This window comes from Mesorhizobium sp. P2_F5 (genome assembly GCF_056403715.1).
Genome location: NZ_JBFUEY010000003.1, coordinates 288,844 through 315,564 on the forward strand (window position 1 = coordinate 288,844; position 26,721 = coordinate 315,564).

Sequence of the window (26,721 nt, forward strand, 5' to 3'; positions counted from 1 at the left end):
CGCCGTGTCCGGAGAACCGCTATGACGATTGACCCCAAAGCCGCGAAAGCGCTCGGCCCGCTGCCGGCTGGACATCCGCCGGTCAAGGCCGGCAAGATCGGCGTCATGCTGGTCAATCTCGGCACGCCCGACGGCACCGATTTCAAGCCGATGTGGCGCTACCTCCGTGAATTCCTCTCCGATCCGCGCGTTATCGAGCTCAACAAGGCAATCTGGTATCCGATCCTCTACGGCCTGGTGCTGACGACAAGACCGAAGAAGTCCGGCGCCAATTACGCGAGAATCTGGAACCGGGAGAGGAACGAGTCGCCGCTGCGCACCTACACCCGCGCCCAGAGCGAAAAGCTGGCGGAAGCGTTGCGCGACCTGCCCGATGTCGTCGTCGACTGGGCGATGCGTTACGGCAATCCCTCGACCGAGAGCGTCGCGCAAAGGCTGGTCGCGCAGGGCTGCGACCGCATCCTGTCGTTCCCGCTCTACCCGCAATATTCGGCGACCACCACCGCCACCGCCAACGACCAGCTGTTTCGCGCGCTGATGAAGATGCGGGCCGCACCCGCCATCCGCAGCGTGCCGCCCTACTATGCCGAGCCGGTCTATATCGACGCACTTGCCCATTCGATCGAGCGGCATCTGGCAACGCTCGACTTCGAGCCGGAGGTCGTCATCACCTCCTATCATGGCATTCCCAAACCCTATTCCGACAAGGGCGACCCCTACCGCGCGCATTGCCTGGAAACGACGCGCCTGCTGCGCGAAAAGCTCGGCTGGAGCGAACAGAAGCTGATCACCACCTTTCAGTCACGCTTCGGCGCGCAGGAATGGCTGCAGCCCTACACCGACAAGACTGTCGAGAAACTGGCGAAGGACGGCGTGAAATCGATCGCCATCCTCAATCCCGGCTTTTCCGTCGACTGCATCGAGACATTGGACGAGATCGGCCGCGAGGCGGCGGAAACCTTCCACCATGCCGGCGGCGAGAAATTCGCCCACATCCCGTGCCTCAACGACAGCACTGAGGGCATCGCGGTGATCGAGGCGATGGTGCGGCGCGAGCTGTCGGGCTGGGTCTGAGGCCGCCGCATTTCGGCGATCGATCGTTGCTGTTGTGCTATTCCACGCACTAATAATCAGCGATCACCTGATTGTAACATTATTGAAACACACCTAAGTGTTTGGTGAAGTCGGTTGCATGGAATCAACGCCATGGCCGGCATCTGAGGGAGATATAAATGGACTTCAGTGGTTTCGGTATTGCAATTGGTGCGCTTGCCTTTCTGGTGTTGGTGCTTCTTATCAAAGGCATCCGGACAATCCCGCAAGGCTACAATTATACGGTGGAGCGCTTTGGCCGTTACACCAAAACACTAAGCCCCGGCCTCAATCTCATCGTGCCGTTCGTCGACCGTATCGGCGCCAAGATGAACATGATGGAGCAGGTGCTCGATGTGCCGAGCCAGGAAATCATCACCCGCGACAACGCCATAGTGGGTGTCGACGGCATCGCCTTCTATCAGATCCTCAATGCCGCGCAGGCCGCCTACCAGGTCGCCGGCCTGGAGAACGCCATCCTCAACCTGACGATGACCAACATCCGTACCGTCATGGGTTCGATGGACCTCGACGAACTCTTGTCCAACCGCGATGCCATCAACGAGCGCCTGTTGCGCGTCGTCGACGAAGCGGCGCACCCGTGGGGCATCAAGATCACCCGCGTCGAGATCAAGGACATCAATCCGCCTGCCAACCTCATCGAATCGATGGGTCGGCAGATGACGGCCGAACGCAACAAGCGTGCGCAGATCCTTGCCGCCGAAGGTCTCAAGCAGTCGCAGATACTCGAGGCCGAAGGCCGCAAGGAAGCCGCCTTCCGCGACGCCGAGGCGCGCGAACGCTCGGCCGAGGCCGAAGCCCGCGCCACCCAGGTTGTGTCGGAAGCGATCTCCAAGGGCGACGTGCAGGCGCTCAACTACTTCGTGGCGCTGAAATACACCGAAGCGATGGGCAAGATCGGCACCGCCAACAACAGCAAGGTCGTGCTGATGCCGATGGAAGCCTCGGCATTGATCGGCACGCTCGGCGGCATAAGCGAGATCGCCAAGGAAGTGTTCCGCAGCGAAGGCACCGCCGGCGCCGCGCGGCAGGCTGCCCGCCCTCCGGTGGTTCGCCCGAGCGAGAATTGAGATCATAGGAGCACACTCCCATGTTCGACCGCATCATTTCCGAACTTGGCCCATGGAACTGGATGGTTCTGGGCTTCGTCCTCCTGGTGATGGAAGTCATCGCGCCAGGCATCTTCATGCTGTGGATCGGCATCGCCGCATTGGTGATCGGCTTGATTTCCCTGCTCATCTGGGACGCAAGCTTCTGGACCTGGGAAATCCAGGTCCTCGCCTTCCTGGCGCTGTCGCTGGTCTCGGCGTTCGCCGGCAAGAAGCTGGTTGGCGGGCGTCATATCCCGAGCGACCAGCCGCTGCTCAACCGGCGCGGCGCGCAGCTGGTCGGCAAGATGGCAACGCTGGCCGAACCGATCAAGGACGGCCGCGGCCGCATAAAGCTCGGTGACACGCTGTGGCGTGTCTCCGGGCCCGACCTGCCGGCAGGCACGCAGGTGCGTGTCGTCAGCTCGGCCGACACGGATCTGGAACTGACAGTCGAGGCTGTTTGAACGCCTAAAAGCGCAGCGCTTTCTGAACAGAAAAACAGGGCGCATCGCGTACATGATGCGCCCTTAATTTTTCAGGCAGCGCCGATTCGCAAAAGATCATGCAGGTGAACCAGCCCGACCGGCCGCCTGCCCTCGACCACCATCAGGCTGGTGATGGCGGAGTTGTTGATGGTCTGCAACGCCGTCGCCACCAGCGTGTCGGGTGTCGCCGTCTTCGGTTTTTTGGTCATTACCTGATCGACGCTCATCTCCATGAGATTGCTGCCGATGTGGCGTCTGATGTCGCCATCGGTGATGATGCCGACCAATGCGCCGTCAGCGGCTGTGATGGCCACGCAGCCGAACCCCTTGTTCGACAGCTCCAGGATTGCCTCGCGCATGCCGGTGCCCGAAGCCACCAGCGGCAGCCTGTCGCCGACATGCATGATCTCGTGAATTTGCGTCAGATTGGCGCCCAGCTGGCCGCCAGGATGGAAGGTACGGAAATGGTCTGGCGTGAAGCCGCGCGCTTCGAGCAGCGCGATGGCCAGCGCATCGCCGACCACCAGTTGCAGCAGCGTCGATGTCGTCGGCGCCAGGCCGTGCGGGCAGGCTTCCGGCACGGATGGCAGCAGCAGCACCACGTCGGCCGCGCGCGCCAGCGCCGAAGTCGCGCCGGAGGTAATCGCAATCAGCGGGATCGAAAAGCGCCTGGAATAGGCGACGATGCCCATCAATTCCTTGCTCTCGCCCGACCATGACATGGCGATGATGGCATCATCCCTGGCGATCATGCCGAGGTCGCCATGATTGGCCTCCGCCGGATGGACGAAGAAGGCGGGCGTACCGGTCGAGGCGAGCGTGGCGGCGATCTTGGAGCCGATATGGCCGCTTTTACCGACGCCGGTGACGATGACCCGGCCATCGATGCGCGAGACGATGTCGACGGCGTGGGCGAAAGGTTCGGCCAGTCCGTTTTCCAGCGCGGCGGCCAATGCCGCCACTCCGGCCTGTTCCGTGGCTACCGTTCTCAGCGCCGAGGCGATCGAAGCCTGGCTGTCCAAAGGCTTCTTTTCTGGGGATCCCGCATGCATGGCTGATGCGCTTAGCGCGTTGCCGTTCGCCTGTCCAACAGAATTGCCGTCCGGCCAAGTCTGACAGGCACCCCTCAACCCTCCGTTAACCATCCCCGTTTACGGTTCGGTAAGTATGGCGCGCTTGCGCCGCGCAAGCAGTGGTGACGATGTCGCGGGCCCATCCTGAAAAGAAAAAAGGTCGAACGGGCGGAGCCTTTTGCGCTCTGCTTCTGGCGACGAGCGTGCTCGCTCTTCTGCGGCCAACTGCGCTTCATGCCCAGGAAACCGAGTTGCGCGGTGAAGTCTCGGAATCGGCGATCCTGTCCGACCAGCAGCGCCGGGCCAGGCAATTGAGCAAGGCCAACACGCAGGTCAAGCCGGCGCCTGCCGACACCACCCCCACGGAAAACACGCCAACCGCCTATGTGCCGGCCAGCGATGGCGCCTTGCCTGACGACACCGACCCGTCACAGGCCGGCGCAAACAGCATTTTCGACCAGCCGGCGACCACGGACGACTCGTTCGCCGACCAGCCGCCAACCGTCCAGCCACGCCGGCCATCGACGGCAAAACAACGCGCCGCCGATGCGGACAAGACCAAGGACAAAACCAAGGCTGCCGACAAGAAGAAGCCTGGCCCAGCCACGGACCCGACCGCGACCGGAACAACTTCGAACGGCACGACGACAGAGGATGCGGATCAGGATACAGCCAACCGCCGTGCCCTCACCGTCGACAGTGTCGACCGGCAGAAGCTCGACCCTGGCGCCGAGCGCACCGATGCCATCGAGGGCCAGAAGAAGAAGCCCGAGGACGACCCGTACGCGGCAACCGGCATCAAGGTCGGCTCCTTCCTGCTGCGGCCGACGCTGGAGCAGGGCGTTACCGTCTCGTCGAACGCCGATTCCAGCTCTGGCGGCAAGTCGGCGGTGCTGTCCGAAACGGCGCTGCGCTTCTCCGCCGCCTCCGACTGGCGCGAGAATTCGGCTGTCATCGACGGCTACGGCAACTTCCGCAACACCATTTCGGGCCAGAAGATCAATGAAGGGCGCGGCCGTATCGAAGGCACGCTCAATCTCGACCTCGACAATGAGCTGCGCGCCATCGCCAAGCTCGGCTACGAAGTGGCGCCGGAATCGGCGTCCTCGCCCGACGCCATTGCCGGCGTCACCTCGCAGCCCATACGCCAGACCGTCGACGGCAGCCTCGCCGTCAAGAAGGATGTCGGCAAGCTGCGCTTTGCGCTGACCGGCGCGGTCTCCCACGACATCTACGGCGACGCCAAGCTGACGAGCGGCACGATATTGTCGCAGAAGGATCGTGATTCCACCCTCTACACAGCGACCTTGCGCACCGGCTACGAGATTTCGCCTGCCATCACGCCTTTCGCCGAAGTCGAACTCGGCCGCCGCGCCTATGACCTGCGCGTCGATTCGGGGGGCTTCGAGCGGTCATCGACCCGGCTCGGCGCGCGCGCCGGCATCGAAGTCGACATCGGCGAGAAGCTGACTGGCGAGTTCTCGGCCGGCTGGCTCCGTGAAGCAATCGACGACAAGAGCCTGGAGGCGAATGCGGGTCCAAGCATAAATGCCGACCTCAAATGGTCGCCCGAGCGCGGCACCATCATCGGTCTCACCGGCAAGACCACCATCGAAGGCACGACGGCCGCCAATGAGAGCGGCGACATCCTCTACTCCGGCCGCCTCACCGGCGAGAGGCAGATCCGCGCCGACCTGACCGGCAACGCCGCCCTTGGCCTCGACTGGCGCAATTACACCGGCTCCGACGGCCATGACATGACGCTGAGCGCCGAGGCCGGGCTGACCTGGTGGCTGAACCGCTATGTCGGCCTCACCAGCCGCGCCCGCACCGAAAAGCTGACCAGCAATCTGCCCGGGCGCAACTACACCGCCAACAGCATCTATCTCGGGCTGAAGCTGCAGCGCTAAGCCAGTCCACCCCCATCGGGATGGAACAGACTATGTCGTTGCTGGAGAGCGGTCGCTTCCGAACCGAGGCTAAAAAGCCGCACCGCGGCGCTCGGATGGCTTCATCTCGTCGAGCAGCGTGCGGATGACGCCGGCCATGTTCTCATTCATGTCGCTGCGCCACAGCGCGAAGGCGACATTGGCCTCGACGAACCCTTCCGGCGAACCGCAGTCGAACGTGCGGCCCTGATAGTGGTAGCCATAGAAGGCCTGTTGCCTTTCCAGCTTCAGCATCGCGTCGGTGAGCTGGATCTCGTTGCCGGCGCCTTTTTCCTGGCTCTCGAGGATCTTGAATATCTCGGGCTGCAGGATGTAGCGGCCGTTGATGTAGAGATTGGACGGCGCGGTGCCGGTCTTCGGCTTCTCGACCATCTCGGTGATGCGGAAGCCGTGATGCGTGTCCTCGCCGCGACCGACGATGCCATATTTGTGGGTTTCGGCCGGATCGCATTCCTGCACGGCGATGATGTTGTTGCCGGTCTCCTGGTAGAGCTCGACCATGGCCTTCATGCAGCTCTTTTCCGACTGCATGATCATGTCGGGCAGCAATAGCGCGAAGGGCTCGTCGCCGACCAGCTCGCGGGCGCACCAGACGGCGTGGCCGAGGCCCATCGGCACCTGTTGGCGGGTGAACGAGGTCTGCCCCGGCGCCGGCTGCAGCCGCTGCAGACGGGCCAGCTGCTCATCCTTGCCGCGCTGGGCGAGTGTGTCATAGAGCTCGAACTGGATATCGAAATGGTCTTCGATGACCGCCTTGTTGCGGCCGGTGACGAAGATGAAATGTTCGATGCCGGCCTCGCGTGCCTCATCGACGACATACTGGATGACCGGCCGGTCGACGACGGTCAGCATTTCCTTGGGGATGGCCTTGGTGGCCGGGAGGAACCGCGTGCCGAGACCGGCGACCGGGAAAACTGCCTTGCGAACTCGCTTCATGCGTCAATTATCCGTTTTGAGGGCGTGCCCGGCAATCCCGCCTCGCGACATTTTCGCGCCGGAATTGAGGATTATCGGGCGATTGAGGGAAACATCAACCGGTAAAGCATGCAGGTGTCTTTTCGTTCCAGGCGCCGCCTATGGTAAACTAATTCCTAACCCGGTTCGGCGATGAATGGTCTTTCCTGAGATAGAGAAAGGGGAAAAGATGTCCGTTCGCAGTGCCGCAAAGCGTTTTACCAGCGTGCTGACGGCGGCCAGCCTCTCGCTCGCCTTGCTGATGCCTGCCGGGCCGGCCTTTGCCGATGCCGGCTTCCGGCAATGGGTTGCCGGCTTCCGCGCCACCGCCGTGGCGGGCGGCGTTTCCGGCGCGGTCTACGACCAGGCTTTCCGGGGCATCAACGAACCCGACCCTGTGGTGCTGGAGAAAGCCCGCACCCAGCCTGAGTTCACCGCACCGGCCTGGGACTATTTCGACAACCGCGTCCATGACCAGTCGGTCGCCGTCGGCCAGCAGATGGCCAAGAAATGGAAGCCGTGGCTGGACCGGATCGAGGCGCGGTTCGGCGTCGACCGCTACATCCTGCTCGCCATCTGGTCGATGGAATCGAACTATGGCGAGATCCTCAAGCGCGACGACATCATGCGCAATGTCATCCGCTCGCTGGCGACGCTCGCCTATGGCGACCCGAAGCGTTCGAAATTCGCCCGCACCCAATTGGTCGCCGCGCTGAAAATCCTGCAAACCGGCGATATCGACGAAAGCCACCTCATGGGCTCATGGGCCGGCGCCATGGGCCAGACCCAATTCATCCCGACCAGCTACCAGCATTATGCCGTCGACATGGACGGCAACGGCAAGCGCGACATCTGGAACTCGATCCCCGATGCGTTGGCGACATCAGCCAATCTGTTGAAGAAGAATGGCTGGCAGGGCGGCAAGACCTGGGGCTACGAAGTCACCATTCCGGCCGGCAAACTGCCCGCCGGCTCGAAGACACTGGCGCAATGGCAGGCGCTCGGCGTCGCCAGGGCCAATGGCAAGCCATTCAAGAACGCGACCGACAAGGCGACGCTGAAAGTGCCGGACGGGCGCGGCGGACCGGCCTTCCTGATGATCAAGAACTTCTCCGTCATCAAGGCCTACAACAACGCTGACAAGTATGCCCTTGCCGTCGGCCTTCTTGCCGACGAAATCGCGGGCTCTAGTGGTCTGGTGCAGGACTGGAAGCGGCCTTTCACCAAACTGTCCTTCGAGGAAAGGCAGGAGTTGCAGAAGCGGCTGTCGCAGCACGGGCTTTACGACGGCAAGTTCGACGGCAAGATCGGTGACGGCACGAAAACCGCCATCATGACTTATCAGGCAACGGTCGGCTTGACCCAGGATGGGTATCCGAGCATGGAAGTGCTCAAATGGCTCAGAAAGAAATAGGGCCAGCTGCGGCGCCGCGCATTTTCGACGCGCAAGGGACGCTGTAGCATGGATTTGTGCATGAGCCCTCCAAGAGGTCATGCACCTAGGGATGGAGAGGGAGCTTGGTTTCGGCAGCGCGTATCCGTGTGATCGTTTTCCGCTTGCCGATCCTCATTCTGGCCATCGTCGTCCTGGCGACGGGAATAGCCGGCACGTTCCACACACCGGCTTTGGCCCAGGAACAACCGCAGAACCGCGGCTGGTCGCTGCGCGACCTGTTGTTCCCGCGCCGCAGCGAGCGCATCGAGCCGCCGCTCGACGTCCGCAAGGCAAAGCCGAAGGTCAAGAAGAAGCCCCGTGCTCCCGCTGAACCGGCCGTGCCGGTTGTCGAGAAGACGCCGGATGCCCGCACCATCCTGGTGATCGGCGATTTCATGGCGAGTGGCCTTGCCGAGGGCCTCGACACCGCCTTTGCCACGAATCCCGCCATCAGGATCGTCGAGCGCGCCAACGGCTCGTCGGGCTTTGTGCGCGATGATGTCTACAACTGGCCCGAACAGGTCAAAGCGCTGATCGAGACCGAGAAGCCGTCCGCGGTGGTCGTCATGCTCGGCTCCAACGACCGCCAGCAGATGCGCGTCAACGACGTGCGCGAACAGCCGCGTTCCGAGAACTGGACCAAGGAATATGAACGCCGGACCGAGGCGTTCGGCAAGGCGCTGGCGTCGACCAAAGTGCCGTATCTGTGGGTCGGCATGCCGGCCTTCAAGGCGCCGAAGATGACCTCCGACATGCTGGCCTTCAACGACATCTACCACTCGGCGGCCGAGAAGAATGGCGGCGAATTCGTCGACGTCTGGGACGGGTTCGTCGACGAGAACGGCGCCTTTGTCTCGACCGGCCCCGATATTAACGGCCAGGCCGTGCGGCTGCGCTCCGACGACGGCATCAACGTCTCGAAGGCCGGCAAGCGCAAGCTCGCCTTCTACACCGAAAAGTCGCTGGCCAAGATCCTCGGCCTGGCAGCACCCGGAAGCGTGGTGACAGCTGCCGCACCCGCCGGCGCCCCAGTCGAAGCACCATCGCTTCCGGCCGCACCCATTGTGGTCGACCGCACCGTTCCGATGCTGCTCAACGATCCGGCGCTCGACGGAGGCTCCGAACTGCTCGGTGCTGCGGCAGCGCCGAAGGCCAATCCGGATCTGCCCGGCGAAAAACTCATCCTCGAAGGCAAGGCTCCCGAGGCGTCACCCGGCCGCGCCGACGATTTCTCCTGGCCGCCGAAGGCAGCTGCGGCGACGGATACGACGACCGCGATCAACCGTTAACGGGGGAGTACCGTCGTCCCCATCAGTGCCTCGTCGATCGAGCGCGCCGCCTGGCGGCCTTCGCGGATCGCCCACACCACCAGCGACTGGCCGCGGCGCACATCGCCGGCGGCATAAAGCTTGTCGACGCTGGTCTTGTAGTCGCGATCGTTGGCTTCGACATTCCTGGAACGTCGGCTGTCGGTGGTGATTTTCATCTCACCGTCCAACTCCTTCGCCACGCCCACGGCGGCCGGTCCGGCAAAGCCGATGGCGATGAAGGCGAGATCGGCGCGGATGACAAATTCGGTGCCGGCGATCGGCTTGCGCTTCTCGTCGACCTCGCAGCACTTGACGCCGGTCAGCTGGCCTTCCTCGCCGATAAATTCGAGCGTCGCCACCTGGAATTCGCGCTCCGCACCTTCGGCCTGCGATGACGACGTCCGCATCTTCGTCGCCCAGTAGGGCCAGACCGAGAGCTTGTCTTCCTTCTCCGGCGGCTGCGGGCGGATGTCGAGCTGGGTGACCCGCACCGCGCCCTGGCGGAAAGCCGTGCCGACACAGTCGGACGCGGTATCGCCGCCGCCGACGACGACGACATGCTGGCCGCCGGCGATGATCGGATGCGACGGCCATGCCACCGACTGGATCGGCTCGCCGCCGACGCGGCGGTTTTGCTGCACCAGATAGGGCATGGCATCATAGACGCCGCCGAGATCGTCACCCGGAATGTTGGCAGGGCGCGGCGATTCCGAACCGCCGCAATAGAGCACCGCATCGTATTCGGCGAGCAGCTCTGCCACGGGCTTGTCGACGCCGACATTGACGCCGCAGTGGAAGGTCACACCCTCGCCCTGCATCTGCTCGATGCGGCGGTCGATATAGTGCTTCTCGATCTTGAAGTCGGGAATGCCGTAGCGCATCAGCCCGCCGGGACGGCTCTCACGCTCATAGACACTGACCTCGTGTCCTGCACGGCCAAGCTGCTGCGCCGCCGCCATTCCTGCCGGGCCGGAGCCGATAACGGCGACACGCTTGCCCGTCTTCTTCTCCGGCGGATAGGGCCGGATATGGCCGGTCTCATAAGCCTTGTCGGCGATCGCCTGCTCGACCGTCTTGATGGCGACCGGAATGTCTTCGAGGTTCAGCGTGCAGGCTTCCTCGCAGGGCGCGGGGCAGATGCGGCCGGTGAATTCCGGGAAATTGTTGGTCGAATGCAGGTTGCGGATCGCATTGTCCCAGTCACCATTGTAGACGAGGTCGTTCCAGTCGGGGATCTGGTTGTGGATCGGGCAACCGGTCGGCCCGTGGCAGAACGGAATGCCGCAATCCATGCAGCGCGCCGCCTGTTTCTCGACCTCCTTGTCCGACATCGGCAGCGTGAACTCACGGAAATGCCGGATGCGGTCGGAGGCCGGCTGGTACTTGTGCACCTGCCGGTCGATTTCGAGAAAGCCTGTTACCTTGCCCATAGTCCAGTTCCTGCTGTCCAGATGGTGCGGTTTTCGCACCCGTTAACCCCTTGAGGCGGCCATGGCAACCTTGCGTCCGAGGTCAAACTGTCGCTGAAAGTTCCGCCGGGAAGCCTGCGCCTCCCGGCAAGTCCAAAAGCTATTCCGCCGCCACGCCCATGCGCATGCGTTCCATCTCGATCAAGGCGCGGCGATACTCGACCGGCATGATCTTGCGGAATTTCGGCCGGAAGGTCGTCCAGTCATCGAGGATCTCGCGGCCGCGTACCGAACCGGTGAAATGGACGTGGTTCGAGATCAGCTGGTAGAGCCGTTCCTCGTCATGCGTGGTCATGTCTCCCGAGACGTCGACGCGGCCCTTATGGTCAAGGTCGCCGCCATGGTGCAGCAGCCTTTCCATCAGATCGTCTTCTTCCGGAACCGGCTCCAGCTCGACCATCGCCATGTTGCAGCGCGCGGCGAAGTCGCCGGCCTCGTCCAGCACATAGGCGACGCCGCCCGACATGCCGGCGGCGAAGTTGCGGCCGGTCTGGCCGATGACGACGACGATGCCGCCGGTCATGTACTCGCAGCCATGATCGCCGACACCTTCGACGACGGCGGCCACGCCCGAATTGCGCACCGCGAACCGTTCGCCGGCGACACCGGCGAAATAGGCCTCGCCCTCGGTGGCGCCGTAGAGCACCGTATTGCCTACGATGATCGATTCCGCCGCGACGATCTTGGACCCTTCCGGCGGCCGAATGACGATGCGTCCGCCCGACAGGCCCTTGCCGACATAGTCATTGGCGGCGCCGACGAGATCGAACGAGATGCCGCGCGCCAGGAAGGCGCCGAAGGACTGGCCGGCGGTGCCGGTCAGCTTCACCTGGATCGTGTCCTCGCGCAGGCCCTTGTGCCTGAAACGCTTGGCGACTTCGCCCGACAGCATGGCGCCCACCGAGCGGTCGACATTGCGGATGTCGACCTCGATCTTGACCGGCTGCTTGCTTTCGAGCGCAGGCTTCGCCAGCTCGATCAGCTTGCGGTCGAGCACGTCGTCGATCGGGTGCTTCTGCCGCTCCGTCCAGTGTATCGCTTCATGCGGCGCATCCGGCTTGAAGAACATCTTGCCGAAATCGAGCCCGCGCGCCTTCCAGTGCTGGATCATCTCGCGCTTTTCCAGAAGGTCGCTGTCGCCGACGATCTGGTCGATATGGGTGAAGCCCATTTCGGCCAGCAGCCCCCTCACCTCTTCCGCGACGTAGAAGAAGAAGTTGATGACATGCTCGGGCGTACCCTTGAAGCGCTTGCGCAGCACCGGGTCCTGCGTCGCCACACCGACCGGGCAGGTGTTGAGATGGCACTTGCGCATCATGATGCAGCCGGCCGCGATCAGCGGCGCGGTCGAGAAGCCGAACTCGTCGGCCCCGAGCAAGGCGCCGATGATAACGTCGCGCCCGGTGCGCAAGCCGCCATCGACCTGCAGCGCGACGCGCGAGCGCAGGCCGTTCAGCACCAGCGTCTGGTGCGTCTCGGCAAGGCCCATTTCCCATGGGCTGCCGGCATGCTTGAGCGAGGTCAGCGGCGACGCGCCGGTGCCGCCGTCATAGCCCGAAATGGTGATGTGGTCGGCGCGCGCCTTGGCAACGCCAGCCGCAACCGTGCCGACACCGACTTCCGACACCAGCTTGACCGAGACATCGGCCGCCGGGTTGACGTTCTTCAGGTCGTAGATCAGCTGCGCCAGATCCTCGATCGAATAGATGTCGTGATGCGGCGGCGGCGAGATCAGGCCGACGCCGGGCGTCGAGTGCCGGACCTTGGCAATGGTCGCGTCGACCTTGTGGCCGGGCAGCTGACCGCCCTCGCCGGGCTTGGCACCCTGTGCGACCTTGATCTGCATGACATCGGAATTGACGAGGTACTCGGCCGTGACGCCGAACCGCCCCGAAGCGACCTGCTTGATCGCCGAGCGTTCCGGGTTCTTGCCGCCGCCGGGTAGCGGCAAATAGCGGTCGGCCTCTTCGCCGCCCTCGCCGGTGTTCGACTTGCCGCCGATCTGGTTCATGGCGCGCGCCAGCGTGGTGTGCGCTTCGCGCGAGATCGAGCCGAACGACATCGCCCCGGTCGAGAAGCGCTTGACGATGTCGGCCGCCGACATGACGTCCTCTATCGCGACCTTCTTGCGGCCGGTCTCTTCCGCCAGCTTGATCCTGAACAGGCCGCGAATGGTCTGGGCGTGGGCCGTCTCGCTGTCGATCTGCGCCGAGTATTCCTTGAACGTCTCCCATGACCCCTGGCGCACGGCGTGCTGCAAGGTGGCGACGGCATCGGGCGACCACATATGGGCTTCGCCACGCATGCGGTACATGTACTCGCCGCCGACCTCGAGGCTGTTGCGCAGCACCGGATCGTTGCCGAAGCCGTCAGTGTGGCGGCTGAGCGTCTCGGCCGCCACCTCGTCCAGGCCCACACCTTCGATCAGTGTCGCGGTGCCGGTAAAATACTTCTCGACGAAATCCGACTTCAGTCCGATGGCGTCGAAGATCTGCGCGCCGCAATAGGACTGATAGGTCGAGATGCCCATCTTGGACATCACCTTGAGGATGCCCTTGCCGATCGACTTGATGTAGCGCGAGACGACTTCGTAGGCATCGACCTCCGCCGGCAGTTCGGCACGCTTGTGCATGTCGAGCAACGTGTCGAAGGCGAGATAAGGATTGATCGCCTCGGCGCCGTAGCCGGCGAGGCAGCAGAAATGATGCACTTCGCGCGGCTCGCCGGATTCGACGACCAGGCCGACCGCGGTGCGCAGCCCCTTGCGGATCAGATGGTGGTGCACCGCCGCCGTCGCCAGCAGTGCGGGAATGGCGATCCGATCCGGACCGACCTGGCGGTCGGACAGGATGATGATGTTGTAGCCGCCCGCGACAGCTGCTTCCGCGCGCTCGCACAGGCGCTCGACGGCGCCCTGCATGCCGGCAGCACCCTCGCTGGATCCGTAGGTGATGTCGATCGTCTTGGTGTCGAAACGGTCCTCGGTGTGGCCGATGGAACGGATCTTTTCGAGATCGCCATTGGTCAGGATCGGCTGGCGCACTTCGAGCCGCTTGCGGCGCGAATTGCCGACCAGGTCAAAAATGTTCGGCCGTGGCCCGATGAAGGAGACCAGGCTCATCACCAGCTCTTCGCGGATCGGGTCGATCGGCGGGTTGGTGACCTGGGCGAAGTTCTGCTTGAAATAGGTGTAGAGCAGTTTCGACTTGTCCGACATCGCCGAGATCGGCGTATCGGTGCCCATCGAACCGACAGCTTCCTGGCCGGTGGTCGCCATCGGCGACATCAACAGCTTGGTGTCTTCCTGGCTGTAGCCGAACGCCTGCTGGCGATCGAGCAGGCTGACATCCTTGCGCAGCGCGCGCGGCTCGACCGGCTTCAGATCCTCGAGGATCAGCTGCGTGTTGTTGAGCCAGGTCTTGTAGGGATGCCTGGTCGCGATCTCCGACTTGATCTCCTCGTCGGAAATGATGCGGCCCTTGGCGAGGTCGATCAGAAGCATGCGGCCGGGCTGCAGCCGCCACTTCTTGACGATCCTCTCCTCCGGCACCGGCAGCACGCCAGCTTCCGAGGCCATGATGACACGGTCGTCATCGGTGACGATGTAGCGCGCCGGGCGCAGGCCGTTGCGGTCGAGCGTGGCGCCGATCTGGCGGCCGTCGGTGAAGGCGACCGCGGCCGGSCCGTCCCACGGCTCCATCAGGGCGGCGTGGTATTCGTAGAAAGCCTTGCGGTCGGCATCCATCAGCTTGTTGCCGGCCCAGGCTTCCGGGATCAGCATCATCATGGCGTGGCTGAGGCTGTAGCCGCCCTGGAACAGGAATTCGAGCGCATTGTCGAAGCAGGCGGTGTCGGACTGGCCGTCATAGGAGATCGGCCACAGCTTCGAGATGTTGTTGCCGAACAGTTCGGAATCGACCGAGGCCTGGCGTGCCGCCATCCAGTTGTTGTTGCCGCGCACCGTGTTGATCTCGCCATTATGCGCGACCATGCGGTAGGGATGCGCCAGCTTCCACGACGGGAAGGTGTTGGTGGAAAAACGCTGGTGGACGAGGATCAAGGCGGTTTCGAAACGCGGATCCGACAGGTCCTTGTAGTAGGCGCCGACCTGATACGCCAGGAACATGCCCTTGTAGACGATGGTGCGCGCCGACAGTGACACGCAGTAGGCGCCGACATCCCTGTTGTCGTTCTCGGCGTAGATGCGGCCGGAAATGACCTTGCGCAGCAGGTACAGCCTGGCCTCATACTCCTCGTCATCGGTAATGTCGGCCGTACGGCCGATGAAGACCTGGCGATGGAACGGTTCGGATGCCGCGATATCGGGCGCCTTCGACAGCGACGAATTGTCGACCGGAACGTCACGGAAACCGAGCAGCGGCAGCCCTTCGGACTGCGCCGATTCGGCAATGATGTCTTCGATATGAGCGCGCAGCGCCGCGTCCTGCGGCATGAACCAATGACCGACGCCGTATTGGCCCGTCGGCGGCAGTTCGACGCCTTGCGCCGCCATCTCCTCGCGGAAGAAACGGTCCGGGATCTGCACCAGCACGCCGGCGCCATCGCCCATCAGCGGATCGGCGCCGACGGCGCCGCGATGCGTCAGGTTTTCGAGCACGAAAAGCCCGTCCTTGACGATCTGGTGAGACTTGACGTTCTTCATGTTGACGATGAAGCCGACGCCGCAGGCGTCGTGTTCGTTGCGCGGATCGTAGAGACCCTGCGCAGCCATACCATTGGTGGTTAGGCCGTTGGTGGTTCGGCCGCCATTGGTCAGACCAGTGGTGATGGACGGATTTTTAACGGCTGCCGCTTTCGTCTGCGCGGCCTGGCCGGTGATCGCAGATGGCGTCAGTTCCGTCATCGTCCCGTCCTCCGTTCCGGCCCCTTGCACGTCTAGCATTTGGGGCGCTGGTCTACCTTGGGAAGCGACTGGCTTCCGCTCTCATTCTTGCGGCACGTCTTGCGAAATCCTTGGCGAACCGAGCGGTGCGCCGCCGGTTCGTATCCGGTATCGTACAGGCCACAGCCGAGCCGTCTACCCGTCGCTCGCGGCAACGGCCGGAGTGGCCCAAATGATACGCCAATCCAGCCTGACTTGTGCGACAAAATAAGACAGCACTACTGTCCTAAATTTTTATGGCAGAAATCCCGCGCGCACACAAGACCGATTCACAAAAATCTTGGGCGTTTGGCGACAGAAAATTACGCGACGTGCTGCCGAAACGAAAACTTCGGTCCTCGCACGCCTTCGTGATCCGCCGCTGGCTTTACCGCTTTTCCAGCCTTTGGCCCTTGCGCGTGAAACCCCGAAGCAGCCATGGTCGCGCTCCTTTTCGCAATCAGCCGTGGACTTTTCCGAATGTTCTTTGCATCCGACAACTGGGCGGGCGTCCATCCCGATATCTCGGCCAACCTGACCCGCCATGCTGCCGGCATCGCCACCGCCTATGGTGACGGCGACCTCGACCGCGCCATCTACAAACGCTTCAACGAGATCTTCGAGCGCGAGGTCACGGTCTTCTTCGTCGCCACCGGCACGGCGGCCAACGCGCTGTCGATGGCATCGTTGAACCGGATCGGCGGCGTCGCCTTCTGCCATGCCGAAGCGCATATGAATGTCGATGAATTCGGCGCCGCGGGTTTTTACACTGGCGGCGCGCGCATGTCGCCCGTCCCGGGACCTCTGGGGCGCATCACTCCGCAGGCGCTCGACCGGGCCATCAAGCGCTATTCGCAGGATCTCGCCCCCGCCGGCCAGCCAATGGCGGTAACGATCACCCAGGCAACTGAAGTCGGCACCATTTACGCCGTCGACGACATCAAGGCGATCGCCGAGGTGGCTCGCCGTCACAAGCTGCCGCTGCACATGGACGGCGCGCGCTTCGCCAATGCCGTTGCGGCGACGGACATCAGCCCTGCGGAAATGACCTGGAAGAGCGGTGTCGATATCATCTCCTTCGGCGGCACCAAGAATGGCTGCTGGATGGCCGACGCGGTCGTGGTCCTCAACCCCGACATGGCGCGCGACCTGCGCCTGCTTCGCCAGCGCGCCGGGCAGACCTTCTCCAAGGCGCGCTTCATCTCGGCTCAGTTCGAGGCCTATTTTACCGACGATCTGTGGCTGAGGATGGCGCGCCACGCCAATGCGATGGCCGCAAGGCTGGCCGCGACGATCGAGGATGCGCCGTCCGGCCGGCTGGCCTGGCTGCCGCAGGCCAATGAAGTGTTCGCCATTTTCGACCGCACCAAGGCGGAAAAAATGCAAGGCGACGGCGCCAAATTCTATGAATGGGGCGTGCCGCAGAGCTTCGACGGCCATCTCGGCGACAATGAAGCGATCTACCGCTTCGTCGCCAGCTTCGCGACGACCGCTGAAGAAGTCGACCACCTTCGCCACATGATCACCTGAGCTTTTCCGATGACCAGACCTCCCCTCGGCTCGACCATGCGGCTGGTTCGCCCGGCGCCAAACGTGCTGGGGTTTTACGACGGCCGCATCGACGGCGTTCGCGCCTGGTCGGACGAGCCGAACTGGCTGGATGACGGCGCCTATGCGCTAGGCATCTGCACCTATGCTGTTGTCGACGGGCCGCAGGCGCTTGTCTACGACACGCATATTTCGCTGCCCCATGCGCGCACCATCAGGCAGACGCTCGAAGACATGGGCGTAGGCTCGATCCGCGTCGTGCTCAGCCACTGGCATGACGATCATATTGCCGGCAATGAGGTGTTTCAGGATTGCGAAATCATCGCCAACACGCTCACTGCCTCGGCGCTGGCGAACAACCGTGCCGAAATCGAAGGTGGTGTTCCGCCGATCAAGCCGCTCGTGCTGCCGAACAGGACCTTCGAAGGCAGCCTTGACCTTACCGTTGGATCGATCGCCGTCGAATTGCGCCAGGTCGAGATCCACAGCCATGACGGCACGGTGCTGTTCATGCCCGAGACCGGCCTGCTGCTGGCGGGCGACACGCTGGAGGATCCGATCACCTATGTCAGCGAGGCGGATCGACTGGCGCAACATCTGGTGGACCTCGAACGCATGGCCGGCTGGCCGATAGACCGCATCCTGCCCAACCACGGCTCGCTCGAAACGATAGAACGAGGCGGCTACGACAAAGGCCTCATCACGGCGACGCAAGCCTATGTCCAGAAACTGCTCCGCTGCCGGCATGAGCCCGATCTGGCGGAGCAGGATCTGAAAACCTTCGGCGCCGACATGTTCGCCACCGGCGCGGTCGAGTATTTCGCGCTGTACGAGCCCGTTCACCGGCAAAATGTCGAGGCCGTTATCGCAGCCGGTACCGATCACTAGGCCAGGAAGGGCCGCAGCAGAAGCTCCAGGCCAAGCAGGATCAGGAAAATGAGAAACCAGCGCCGAAAGGTCGCCGGGCTGATCCGCTGCCGCAGCAACTGCCCCAGCCACATGCCGAGCAACGCTGGCAGGACCGCCAGCGACGACATGGCGATGTGCTCGACCTGGAAGGCGCCATGCGAGGCAAGGCCGGCGGCGAGCGCAATGGTCGACACGGTGAAGGACAGGCCGAGCGCCTGGATCAGGTCGTCGCGGCTCAGGCCGAGCGCCTGGATGTAGGGCACGGCGGGAACGACGAACACGCCGGTGCCGCCGGTAACGAGGCCGGTGAGAAAACCGACAATGGGCGACGACCAATGCTCTGCCGATACTGGAACCGTCAATTGCCGCGCCAGTAGCGTATAGACGGCATAGATGATCAGCGCCGCACCGAGGCCGGCGGTTGTCCATTTGACGTTGTCGCTGGCCAAGAGCCACGCGCCGGCCAACGTGCCGGCAACGATGCCGATCATCATCAGCCAAAGCCGCCCGAGGATCGACGCGAAGCTGGGGCCGGCAAACAGCTGCCAGATATTGGTGACGAAGGACGGCACGATCAGCAGCGAGGCCGCCGCCACCGGCGGCATGATGGTGCCAAGCAGGCCCATCGCCAGCGTCGGCAGGCCCATGCCGGTAACGCCCTTGACGATGCCGGCCAGCAGGAAGGTGACGGCAACGGTGGCTGTCAGGGTCAAGGAGAAATCAGACATCGCCCTTCATGGGAAGGCGGCGCGCGCTGCAAAAGAGCCAGAGCCCTTCGGTTGGGGTGACAGAGGCTTCGGCACAACAAAAAAGCGGCGCCTCGCGGCGCCGCTTTCGTCTCGGGAGGAGACGCTTCTATCCTGAGTAACGCCGCCGTTTTGATTACGCGGCGTTCTTGGCCTCGATCTGCTTGGCCTTCTCGGAGCTCGCCGTAATCGCGATCTTGCGCGGCTTCAACTCCTCGGGGATGTTGCGCGTGAGATCGACGAAGAGCAGGCCATTCTTCAGCGTGGCGCCAACGACTTCGACATGGTCGGCAAGCTGGAAGCGGCGCTCGAAGGAACGCGAGGCGATGCCGCGATAGAGCAGCTCGGAGCCTTCGCCATTGCCCTCTTCCTTGCGCTCACCCTTGACGGTCAGCACGTTGCGATGGGCTTCGATCGAGATCTCTTCATCCGAGAAGCCGGCAACCGCCATCGAGATGCGATAGGCGTTCTCGCCGGTGCGCTCGATATTGTAGGGCGGATAGGTCTGCGCGCCATCGGGCTGAGCCAGCGAGTCGAGCATGGTGAACAAGCGGTCGAAGCCGACGGTCGAGCGATAGAGCGGGGAAAAATCAACGTGACGCATGAGGTGTTCTCCTGTTGAGCAACATGGTTTGCGTATGGCCGGTGCGAAACCCTGTGAAAGGCGTTTCGGGTGGACCAGCAGCCCCGACATCGGCGGCTGCATTCGACATTTGGGGAGCGCAAAAGCGCATTTCAAGGATTTTTGAAGAGCCGTGAATTGAGGCGTCGATGAACGGCAAATGAACCGCCGCTTCGGCGCCCGTTCAGCCGGCCGGCGCTAGAGTGCAGCCAGGATAAAGAACCAGGCGGCGCCGGATGAAGGCGCCGCGACGAGGCCGAACCGGGTGTAACGTCCCTTCCTCCCGGATCGACAGAGGCCGGAAGCACGCCGCCACAGGCTGCTTCCGGCCTTACTCGTTGTTCGTCCGCCCCCTTGGCGCCCCTCCCTTTGCTTTTCATCCATTGGCGTCTATCACCATGCCAACGCCCGCAGGCGAGACACCACGAAGACGCAAGCGCCGAATGACGGACCTCTTCCATCCCACGCCAGGCAACCCGCCGCCGCAAAATATCGCCGGCGGCTTCTTCACCACGCGCGACCGCAAGAAGATCCGCTACGGCCTGTTTGCCGCGGTCACCCGGCCGCTGAAGGGCACGGTCGTCCTGCTGCCCGGCCGCAACGAGTGCATCGAGAAATATTTCGAGACCATCCGCAACCTTACCGATCGTGGCCTCGGCGTCGCCACGCTTGACTGGCGCGGCCAGGGCGGTTCGGACCGCCTGATCCGCGACCCGCAACGCGGCTATGTCCGCTCCTTCTACGACTACACCGGCGATCTCGAACAGTTCTTCGAGGACATCGTGCTGCCCGACTGCCGCGGCCCGTACTACATCCTCGCCCACTCAGCCGGAGCCGTGATTGCCCTGCTCGCCGCGCCGTCGATGGTCAACCGGGTGCGCCGCATGGTGCTGATCGCGCCATTCCTGACGGTGCCCGATTTTCCGCTGTCCGTAAAAACGGTGCGCCGCGTCTGCTCGATATTGTGCTTTCTCGGCCTTGGCCGGCTCTATGCCGCCTGGGGTCCCAGACCCAGGCAGACCCTGCCCTTTGCCGTCAACAAGGTGACATCGGACCCTGAGCGCTATCAGCGCAACACGAAAATCTACGAGGAATATCCACAACTGGCGCTCGGCGGCCCGACGATCCGCTGGCTGCGGGCCGCCATCAAGGCAAGCGAAGCCATCAGCGAGCCGGACTTCATGGCGAAGATTCAGGTCCCCCTCCTCATGATCGCCGCCGGCGCCGATCGGGTCGTTTCGACCAAGGCGGTGGAAGCCTACACCAGGCGTCTGCGCCTCGGCTCGCTGCTGATGATCGATGGCGCCCAGCACGAGATCCTGCAGGAGGCCGATGTCTATCGCGAGCAGTTGCTCGCCGCCTTCGACGCCTTCATTCCCGGCAACGACGACCCGACTGCCTGATGCCGCCAGCGCCGCAGGGGTGCGGCGCTTTGAATTCATTCCTGCTGACAGCCTTCTGTCAGGAGGACCGCCCGGCAGTGCCCGCAGTACGCAAAGAGCTAAAGATTCTGACAGCCGGTGCCGCCCCGGAATGATCATCTCTGCGCGTCGAACTGAACGCCAAGGAGATGATATCATGACCGAGAAAACCTGCGCTGCCTGCGATTGCCAGCTGGACGCCAACCCGATCCGCGTCAAGGTCGGCGGCAAGACCGTCGAGGTCTGCTGCGAGGAATGCGCGATAGCGCTGAACGAAGCCGGCGCCTCGGTGGCCGGCGCCTCAGTGGTCGGCAACGGGGAGGCCTGAGCGATGCACCCCGATCATGCGACGACGGCGCAATGCCTGGCACACGCGCCGACAACTCAAACCGCGACTTTCTGGCGGTCCTTGCGAACACAAGGCATTGCAGCCGCCAATTGGATCGGCCGCCAGCTGGAAAGGCGCCGAAGCCGCCTTGCCTTGCTCGAAATGACCGACGAGCAGCTCAAGGACATTGGCTTGTCGCGGGGCGAAGCCCACTGCGAATACATGCGCCATTTGTGGGACTGAGCCATGGCCGTTGCGAAGGCGCTGACAGGTGAAGTCTCCTGACAGGTCTGGGCAGGCCGATCGCCTAAAGTGCCGGGACAGCTTTCGGCGCAAAGGGGCACGCAACGACCATGTCTCAGTTCGCGGTACTGACGCTTCTGGACACCGGCACCGTCAGGGTCCGGGACGTCGTCTGCAGCGGCGAATGCCGGCACAAGAGCGACGAGGAATGCACCGCGGCCACGCATCTGGTGTTTCCGTATCGCGGTGTCTTCGTGCGCCATGTCGGCCGCAACGATGCGGTCGCCGAAGCCAACCAGTTGCTGTTCTTCAATGAGGCGGAGCCCTACCGGATCAGCCACCCTGTCGAGGGTGGCGATTCCTGCCTCGATCTCGTCGTTGAGCAGGCGCAATTGCAGGAACTGACGCCGAAGGAGCAGTTGCGCTCGGGCAGCGCGTTGGCGTTTCGTCGCCAGCGCCGCCGCATCGACCCGCGGGCCCAGGCTCTGGTGGCGGTGCTGCGCCACAGCCTGAGCCGCAACATTGCCGAAACGCTGGAGGCCGAAACCCTGGCGCTGACGCTGGTGCGGCGCGCCCTCGGCGAGCGCACCTCCCACGCCGCCGGCGCCAGCGCTGGCCGGCAAAAGCTGGTCGACCGCGCCAAGCTCGTCCTGTCCTCGGACCTGTCGCGGCGTTGGACGCTGGCCGAGATTGCCGCCGAAGTTGGCGTCTCGCCGGTTTATCTCACGCAGGTTTTCCAGCAGGTCGAGGCGATGCCGCTCTATCGCTATCATCTGCGCCTGCGGCTGGCGCGTGCGCTCGACCTGCTTGGCCGCTACGACAATCTGACGACGCTCGGCATGGATCTCGGCTTCTCCAGCCACAGCCATTTCAGTTCAGCGTTCAGGCAGGTCTATGGACGAACGCCGGCGGAATTCCAGCGCTCGATCAAGCCGCGCTAAAAGCAATTCCAGGAAAAGTGTGAAGCGGTTTTCCCGGGAAAAGCGCGTAGCGCTTTCCCTGAGGAATTGCGTCGAACAAAAAGTTATCAGCCGCGCAGGGCCGCCATTGCCGCCGCGTGGAGTTCCGGCGTCGCCGCGGCCAGTATGTCGCCACCTTTTTCCGCCGGACCGCCTTCGAAGGTGGTGACGACCCCGCCGGCCTTCTCGATGATCGGGATCAGCGCGACGATGTCGTAAGGCTTCAATCCGGGATCGGCGACGATGTCGACGCTGCCAGACGCGATCATGGCGAAGGCATAGCAATCGGCTCCGTAGCGGGCGAGCTGGATCTGTTTCTCGAACGCATCGTAGCGCATGCGCGCCTCGCCCTTGAACAGCGCCGGCGTGGTGGTGAACAAGGTCGCCTCGTCAAGCTTCGTCGTTTTGCGGGTCGAGAGCTTCCGCGGGCCGCCGGGGCCTTCATAGTAGGAGCCGGAGGCGTTGGCATAGAACAGCTCTCCGGTGAAGGGCTGCGCCATCATGCCGGCGACAGCGTCGCCGTCGACCGTGAGCCCGACCAATGTCCCCCACACCGGCAGGCCGGATATGAAAGCGCGCGTGCCGTCGATGGGATCGATCACCCAGACATGCCTCGAGGAGATGTTTTCGCTGCCATGCTCTTCACCCAAAATGCCGTGATCGGGATACTCGGCTGAAATCAGCGCCCGGATGGCACGCTCGGCCTCGCGATCGGCTTCCGTGACTGGATCGAAACTGCCTTTTTCCTTGTTGGCCACCGCGCCTTGTGCGCGGAAACGCGGCAAGGTTTCAGCCGCCGCCGCTTGCGCGATCCGGCGCATGAAATCGATGCTGATGTCCACCTGATTCTCCCGCATTGCAGAGTGCCTGAGCCGGTCTGCCGACACTTTTGCGCCAAAACAAGCCGGTTTATCGATTTATCAGTGAGATAATTGTTGCCAAAATGTCACGCCGGCGCCATGCAAACGCAATTTCCACATCAGAGTGAATTAAAAAAGCGTGGAGTCGGTTGACATTTGTGCATCGCACAATAACCTTGTTGTCGGACAGGTTTTCCTGTCCATGCCCTCCTTGGGCGTTTCCTCCCTAGACTTCGACCGTGTCGTGCAAACGATGCGGTCTTTTTTTACGCCGCCGCATGCTCGGCGCGAGAACCATCACTCGTCGCCCTTTTTGGCCTCATTCGGCCGCCAGCGGCAGGTCGATGAAATGATGGTCGGGCATCGCCATCAGGTCGGCCGAAAAGCGCGCCATATCGTCGGCCAGCGCATCGAAACCGGCCGATTTCTGGAACGTCCGCTCATTCATGTAGAGCCCGCGATTGACCTCGATCTGCAGCGCGTGGAGATGGCGCGCCGGCCGGCCGTAATGCTCGGTGATGAAGCCACCGGCATAGGGTTTGTTGTGGGCGACGGTATAGCCCATGCCGATCAGCAGGCCGATCGCCGTCTCGGTGAGCGCGGCGGTGGCCGAGATGCCGAAACGGTCGCCGACGATGAAGTCCGGCCGCAGGCCGTTGTCGCCCACCCTGATGCTCGCCGGCATCGAATGGCAGTCGATCAGCACGGCATAGCCGAACCTGGCATGGGTCCGGGTCAAAAGCCGCTTCAGCGTCTCGTGATAGGGTTTGTAAACGGCCTCGATGCGCTGGACGGCCTCCGCCAGCGGCAAGCGGCCGGAATAGATGTCGAGCCCCTCGCCTACCAGCTTGGGCACGGTGCCGAGCCCGCCGGCGACGCGCGCCGAGCGGATGTTGCAGAAGGACGGCACCGGCTCGGCGAACATGCGCGGGTCGAGTTCCCAGGGTTCGCGATTGACGTCGAGATAGGCGCGCGGAAAATTCGCGGCCAGCATCGGCGCGCCGAGTGCCACCGCGCCGCCGAACAACTCGTCGACATAGCAATCCTCGGAACGGCGGATGGCGTTGCGGTCGAGCCTGGCCATGGCCAGGAAGCGGTCGGGATAATAGCGGCCGCTATGCGGTGAGTTGAAGACGAAGGGAACGCGCTGCTCGGCGCCCGATCGGATTTCGAAGGGTGGAACGACCGAAAAATCCTCGGCTGCCGTCGTCAATTTGAACGAACCCGGAAACAGCAATGCATCATGATGGGAAACTGCCACCTCATCGGCCGCATGTCCAGCATTTCGGCATGTCAGGAACCCCGTCAAATCAGGATTAATGCCGCCAGCGTTCACTTGATGTTTACCGTCACCTCCTCATATACAGGATGGTTAACGGGTTTGCCGGACGGCAGGCTTGGGTGGGGTGATTCGGACGGGACAAGATGGCACGCATTCTGCTGGCGGAAGACGACGACGACATGCGCCGGTTCCTGGTCAAGGCACTGGAGCGGGCCGGCTACCAAGTCAGCGATTTCGACAATGGGGCCAGCGCCTATGAGCGGCTGCGCGAGGAACCCTTCTCCCTGCTGTTGACCGATATCGTCATGCCGGAGATGGACGGCATCGAGCTCGCCCGCCGCGCCACCGAGATCGATCCCGACCTCAAGGTGATGTTCATCACCGGTTTCGCGGCCGTTGCGCTCAATCCCGATTCCAAGGCGCCGAAAGACGCCAAGGTGCTGTCGAAGCCGTTCCACCTGCGCGATCTCGTCAACGAGGTCGAAAAAATGCTGCAGGCCGCCTGAAGCAATTCGGACGCGATGCCGCCGCTTGCCTGGCGGCGCGACAAAACGAGCCTTTCTTTCCCTTTTCCGGCTATTGACGCGCTGGATCAAAAATGGTGTATGCGCGGCTTCGGATGGGCGTGTAGCTCAGCGGGAGAGCACTGCATTGACATTGCAGGGGTCACAGGTTCAATCCCTGTCACGCCCACCATCCAGACCAAAATCGGCTTGATTTGTTCCGCATGCGCTCATCGGAACTCACTGTTCATGGCTCCGCTATGGCGCAAGATCAACGTTTGGCAGCCGCGCCGCGGAACCATTTCCTCCAGAACATCCATTTGGACCTTCTGCGCTTGCGAAGCCGGACAATCGGCCTGTCGAAATCATCCGGGTTGCCGGACTCGGCAAGAAACCGCCGCCGCCATTCGTCGCTTTCCTCGTTTCGCTGCGGCCTGAGACTCACCTTGCCCTCGCGAGGCACGGGAGCATCCAACCCGCCAGCAGGCCGATGCGCTGGCTGATGCTGTCGAAATCATCAAGCGTGTCTTCGTAGAAAAGACGGAGCGGTTCGATCCCCGTCCTGGCAAAAAACGAATTCCAGCGACCGGTGCCGATGGCTATCTGGGCAAGGGCGAAGTCGATGCCATACGCCGAGTACTCGGCTTTTTTCACCGCAGCAGTCTTGCTGGTCCAGGCGCCGTCCTGCCACGCTTTCGCCCAGGAAATTGCCTGGCCGAGCCGATCACGTCTTTCAAGGTATATCCACCCCGGGTCAGGAAACCACTCTGTAAGCCTGATATCCCTGCTTAGCTCATAGAAATGGGACGGAAACAGTTTGGTTGCGGCCACTCCGTTCGGCGTAGCGCTGGCGGCGATACGGGCGCAACGCTCGACGGTCGGGGTCTTCTCTTCCCTGTTGAAGTACTCTTCCGGATTTCCCAGCACGCCTGTGCTGCGCATCTTTTCGCAAAGAAGCGTGCTGCCGGATCGCTGCAAGGTCGCGATAATGAGTGTCTTGCCAGGAGGTTTCCAACCTGTGGGCGGGCTGATCGGCATGTATGACAGATACCAACGGGATCACCGCCGAGTCCACCTTGCCAATTCAAGGAATGCAAAACCGCCCCGGCGCGAGCCGGGACGGCGTGGCCTCTCGGCCGGATCATTGCGGCCGCGGATCGGGCCTGTCGGGCTTGTCATGAGGGAGTGTTGTCGCCTTCACGGCACGGGGTGCCGATGCCGCAGCATTTGCCGTTATAGGTGACACCAGGCTTGGTCTTCTCGCATTCCCTCGGCGGCGCCGTCTAGCACCCCGCCAGCACCGAAACGGCGATGGCGGCGAGAAGGACGTTTCTTGAAGTGATAAACATGGACGTTCTCCTTGATGGACCGTGTTTGCTACACGGCGCTTGGTCGCGGGCGGCAACGAAATGGTTCACGAGCAAAACTGAAATCGCCGGCAAAGCCTTCCCGGCGCAGGCGAGGCAGGCGCGCCAATGCCTGGACAAATTTTCAGTCGTGACGACCGGGCGCGATGGCTTTAAAGCTGGGGCAGACGCG

22 protein-coding genes and 1 tRNA gene are annotated in these 26,721 nt (G+C 62.9%); 14 read left to right on the plus strand and 9 right to left on the minus strand.

The features are described 5' to 3' along the window. Positions 1 to 21 precede the first annotated feature (21 nt). The 3 genes from hemH to AC1DYO_RS05420 all read left to right on the plus strand — a co-directional run bounded on the left by hemH (position 22) and on the right by AC1DYO_RS05420 (position 2,668). The gene (gene hemH, locus AC1DYO_RS05410; RefSeq protein ID WP_477261026.1) at positions 22 to 1,074 is read left to right on the plus strand and encodes a ferrochelatase; all 1,053 of its coding nucleotides are present in this window, start codon (positions 22 to 24) and stop codon (positions 1,072 to 1,074) included. Positions 1,075 to 1,232: 158 nt separating this feature from the next. Further along, complete coding sequence (locus AC1DYO_RS05415; protein WP_112559280.1) at positions 1,233 to 2,183, plus strand: SPFH domain-containing protein; 951 nt, start codon at positions 1,233 to 1,235, stop codon at positions 2,181 to 2,183. A gap of 20 nt (positions 2,184 to 2,203) precedes the next feature. Further along, a complete protein-coding gene (locus AC1DYO_RS05420; protein ID WP_477261028.1) occupies positions 2,204 to 2,668 on the plus strand; it encodes an NfeD family protein in 465 nt (154 codons plus the stop codon). Positions 2,669 to 2,739: 71 nt separating this feature from the next. Here AC1DYO_RS05420 and AC1DYO_RS05425 read toward each other — a convergent pair whose 3' ends face one another. After that, entirely contained in the window at positions 2,740 to 3,741 is a 1,002-nt protein-coding gene (locus AC1DYO_RS05425) for a KpsF/GutQ family sugar-phosphate isomerase (RefSeq protein ID WP_477261030.1), read from the minus strand. Between the two features lie 149 nt (positions 3,742 to 3,890). Between AC1DYO_RS05425 and AC1DYO_RS05430 the strand changes: the two genes are divergently transcribed. Next, positions 3,891 to 5,672: an outer membrane beta-barrel protein gene (locus tag AC1DYO_RS05430; protein WP_477261032.1), complete on the plus strand. Its 1,782-nt coding sequence runs from the start codon at positions 3,891 to 3,893 to the stop codon at positions 5,670 to 5,672. Positions 5,673 to 5,741: 69 nt separating this feature from the next. Here the strand turns inward: AC1DYO_RS05430 and galU are convergent, their stop codons facing one another. Continuing rightward, the gene (galU, locus tag AC1DYO_RS05435; RefSeq protein WP_477261034.1) at positions 5,742 to 6,647 is read right to left on the minus strand and encodes a UTP--glucose-1-phosphate uridylyltransferase GalU; all 906 of its coding nucleotides are present in this window, start codon (positions 6,645 to 6,647) and stop codon (positions 5,742 to 5,744) included. Between the two features lie 208 nt (positions 6,648 to 6,855). Between galU and AC1DYO_RS05440 the strand changes: the two genes are divergently transcribed. Then, entirely contained in the window at positions 6,856 to 8,079 is a 1,224-nt protein-coding gene (locus tag AC1DYO_RS05440; RefSeq protein ID WP_477261036.1) for a lytic murein transglycosylase, read from the plus strand. A 104-nt stretch (positions 8,080 to 8,183) separates the two neighbouring features. After that, complete coding sequence (locus AC1DYO_RS05445; RefSeq protein ID WP_477261038.1) at positions 8,184 to 9,389, plus strand: SGNH/GDSL hydrolase family protein; 1,206 nt, start codon at positions 8,184 to 8,186, stop codon at positions 9,387 to 9,389. On the opposite strand, the gene AC1DYO_RS05450 is transcribed toward AC1DYO_RS05445, so the two are convergent. Both AC1DYO_RS05450 and gltB read right to left on the minus strand, forming a co-directional pair. Further along, positions 9,386 to 10,840 carry a glutamate synthase subunit beta gene (locus AC1DYO_RS05450; protein WP_477261040.1) on the minus strand — a complete coding sequence of 485 codons (1,455 nt, stop codon included), beginning with the start codon at positions 10,838 to 10,840 and terminating at the stop codon, positions 9,386 to 9,388. The genes AC1DYO_RS05445 and AC1DYO_RS05450 overlap by 4 nt on opposite strands. Positions 10,841 to 10,979: 139 nt before the next feature. Further along, complete coding sequence (gene gltB, locus AC1DYO_RS05455; RefSeq protein ID WP_477261042.1) at positions 10,980 to 15,743, minus strand: glutamate synthase large subunit; 4,764 nt, start codon at positions 15,741 to 15,743, stop codon at positions 10,980 to 10,982. Positions 15,744 to 16,241: 498 nt separating this feature from the next. Between gltB and AC1DYO_RS05460 the strand changes: the two genes are divergently transcribed. Together AC1DYO_RS05460 and AC1DYO_RS05465 are read left to right on the plus strand one after the other, a co-directional pair. Then, on the plus strand, positions 16,242 to 17,291 hold the full coding sequence (locus tag AC1DYO_RS05460) for a threonine aldolase family protein (protein ID WP_477261044.1): 1,050 nt from the start codon (positions 16,242 to 16,244) through the stop codon (positions 17,289 to 17,291). A 9-nt stretch (positions 17,292 to 17,300) separates the two neighbouring features. Next, positions 17,301 to 18,197, plus strand: coding sequence for an MBL fold metallo-hydrolase (locus tag AC1DYO_RS05465; protein ID WP_477261046.1), 897 nt, complete (start codon positions 17,301 to 17,303; stop codon positions 18,195 to 18,197). Here the strand turns inward: AC1DYO_RS05465 and AC1DYO_RS05470 are convergent. Together AC1DYO_RS05470 and AC1DYO_RS05475 are read right to left on the minus strand one after the other, a co-directional pair. Beyond that, positions 18,194 to 18,946, minus strand: a complete 753-nt coding sequence (locus tag AC1DYO_RS05470) for a sulfite exporter TauE/SafE family protein (protein WP_477261048.1) — start codon at positions 18,944 to 18,946, stop codon at positions 18,194 to 18,196. The genes AC1DYO_RS05465 and AC1DYO_RS05470 overlap by 4 nt on opposite strands. A 154-nt stretch (positions 18,947 to 19,100) precedes the next feature. Then, positions 19,101 to 19,568 carry an Hsp20 family protein gene (locus AC1DYO_RS05475; RefSeq protein WP_112559269.1) on the minus strand — a complete coding sequence of 156 codons (468 nt, stop codon included), beginning with the start codon at positions 19,566 to 19,568 and terminating at the stop codon, positions 19,101 to 19,103. A 461-nt stretch (positions 19,569 to 20,029) separates the two neighbouring features. On the opposite strand from AC1DYO_RS05475, the gene AC1DYO_RS05480 reads away from it, so the two are divergent. The 4 genes from AC1DYO_RS05480 (at position 20,030) to AC1DYO_RS05495 (ending at position 22,519) form a co-directional block, all read left to right on the plus strand. After that, the gene (locus tag AC1DYO_RS05480; protein ID WP_477261050.1) at positions 20,030 to 20,989 is read left to right on the plus strand and encodes an alpha/beta fold hydrolase; all 960 of its coding nucleotides are present in this window, start codon (positions 20,030 to 20,032) and stop codon (positions 20,987 to 20,989) included. A 175-nt stretch (positions 20,990 to 21,164) separates the two neighbouring features. Then, complete coding sequence (locus AC1DYO_RS05485) at positions 21,165 to 21,335, plus strand: hypothetical protein (RefSeq protein ID WP_181057448.1); 171 nt, start codon at positions 21,165 to 21,167, stop codon at positions 21,333 to 21,335. A gap of 3 nt (positions 21,336 to 21,338) precedes the next feature. Then, positions 21,339 to 21,578 (plus strand): DUF1127 domain-containing protein, encoded by a 240-nt coding sequence (locus tag AC1DYO_RS05490; RefSeq protein WP_477261052.1) that lies wholly within the window; start codon positions 21,339 to 21,341, stop codon positions 21,576 to 21,578. Between the two features lie 110 nt (positions 21,579 to 21,688). Next, a complete protein-coding gene (locus AC1DYO_RS05495; protein ID WP_477261054.1) occupies positions 21,689 to 22,519 on the plus strand; it encodes a helix-turn-helix domain-containing protein in 831 nt (276 codons plus the stop codon). An 86-nt stretch (positions 22,520 to 22,605) separates the two neighbouring features. Here the strand turns inward: AC1DYO_RS05495 and hisN are convergent, their stop codons facing one another. After that, complete coding sequence (hisN, locus tag AC1DYO_RS05500; RefSeq protein ID WP_477261056.1) at positions 22,606 to 23,379, minus strand: histidinol-phosphatase; 774 nt, start codon at positions 23,377 to 23,379, stop codon at positions 22,606 to 22,608. A gap of 337 nt (positions 23,380 to 23,716) precedes the next feature. Continuing rightward, complete coding sequence (locus AC1DYO_RS05505) at positions 23,717 to 24,658, minus strand: N-formylglutamate amidohydrolase (RefSeq protein WP_477261058.1); 942 nt, start codon at positions 24,656 to 24,658, stop codon at positions 23,717 to 23,719. Positions 24,659 to 24,822: 164 nt separating this feature from the next. Between AC1DYO_RS05505 and cpdR the strand changes: the two genes are divergently transcribed. Continuing rightward, positions 24,823 to 25,185, plus strand: a complete 363-nt coding sequence (cpdR, locus tag AC1DYO_RS05510) for a cell cycle two-component system response regulator CpdR (RefSeq protein WP_006199474.1) — start codon at positions 24,823 to 24,825, stop codon at positions 25,183 to 25,185. Between the two features lie 115 nt (positions 25,186 to 25,300). Then, positions 25,301 to 25,375 (plus strand) — tRNA-Val (locus tag AC1DYO_RS05515). Positions 25,376 to 25,623: 248 nt separating this feature from the next. Here AC1DYO_RS05515 and AC1DYO_RS05520 read toward each other — a convergent pair. Next, complete coding sequence (locus AC1DYO_RS05520; protein WP_477261060.1) at positions 25,624 to 26,220, minus strand: Stf0 family sulfotransferase; 597 nt, start codon at positions 26,218 to 26,220, stop codon at positions 25,624 to 25,626. Positions 26,221 to 26,721 lie beyond the last annotated feature (501 nt).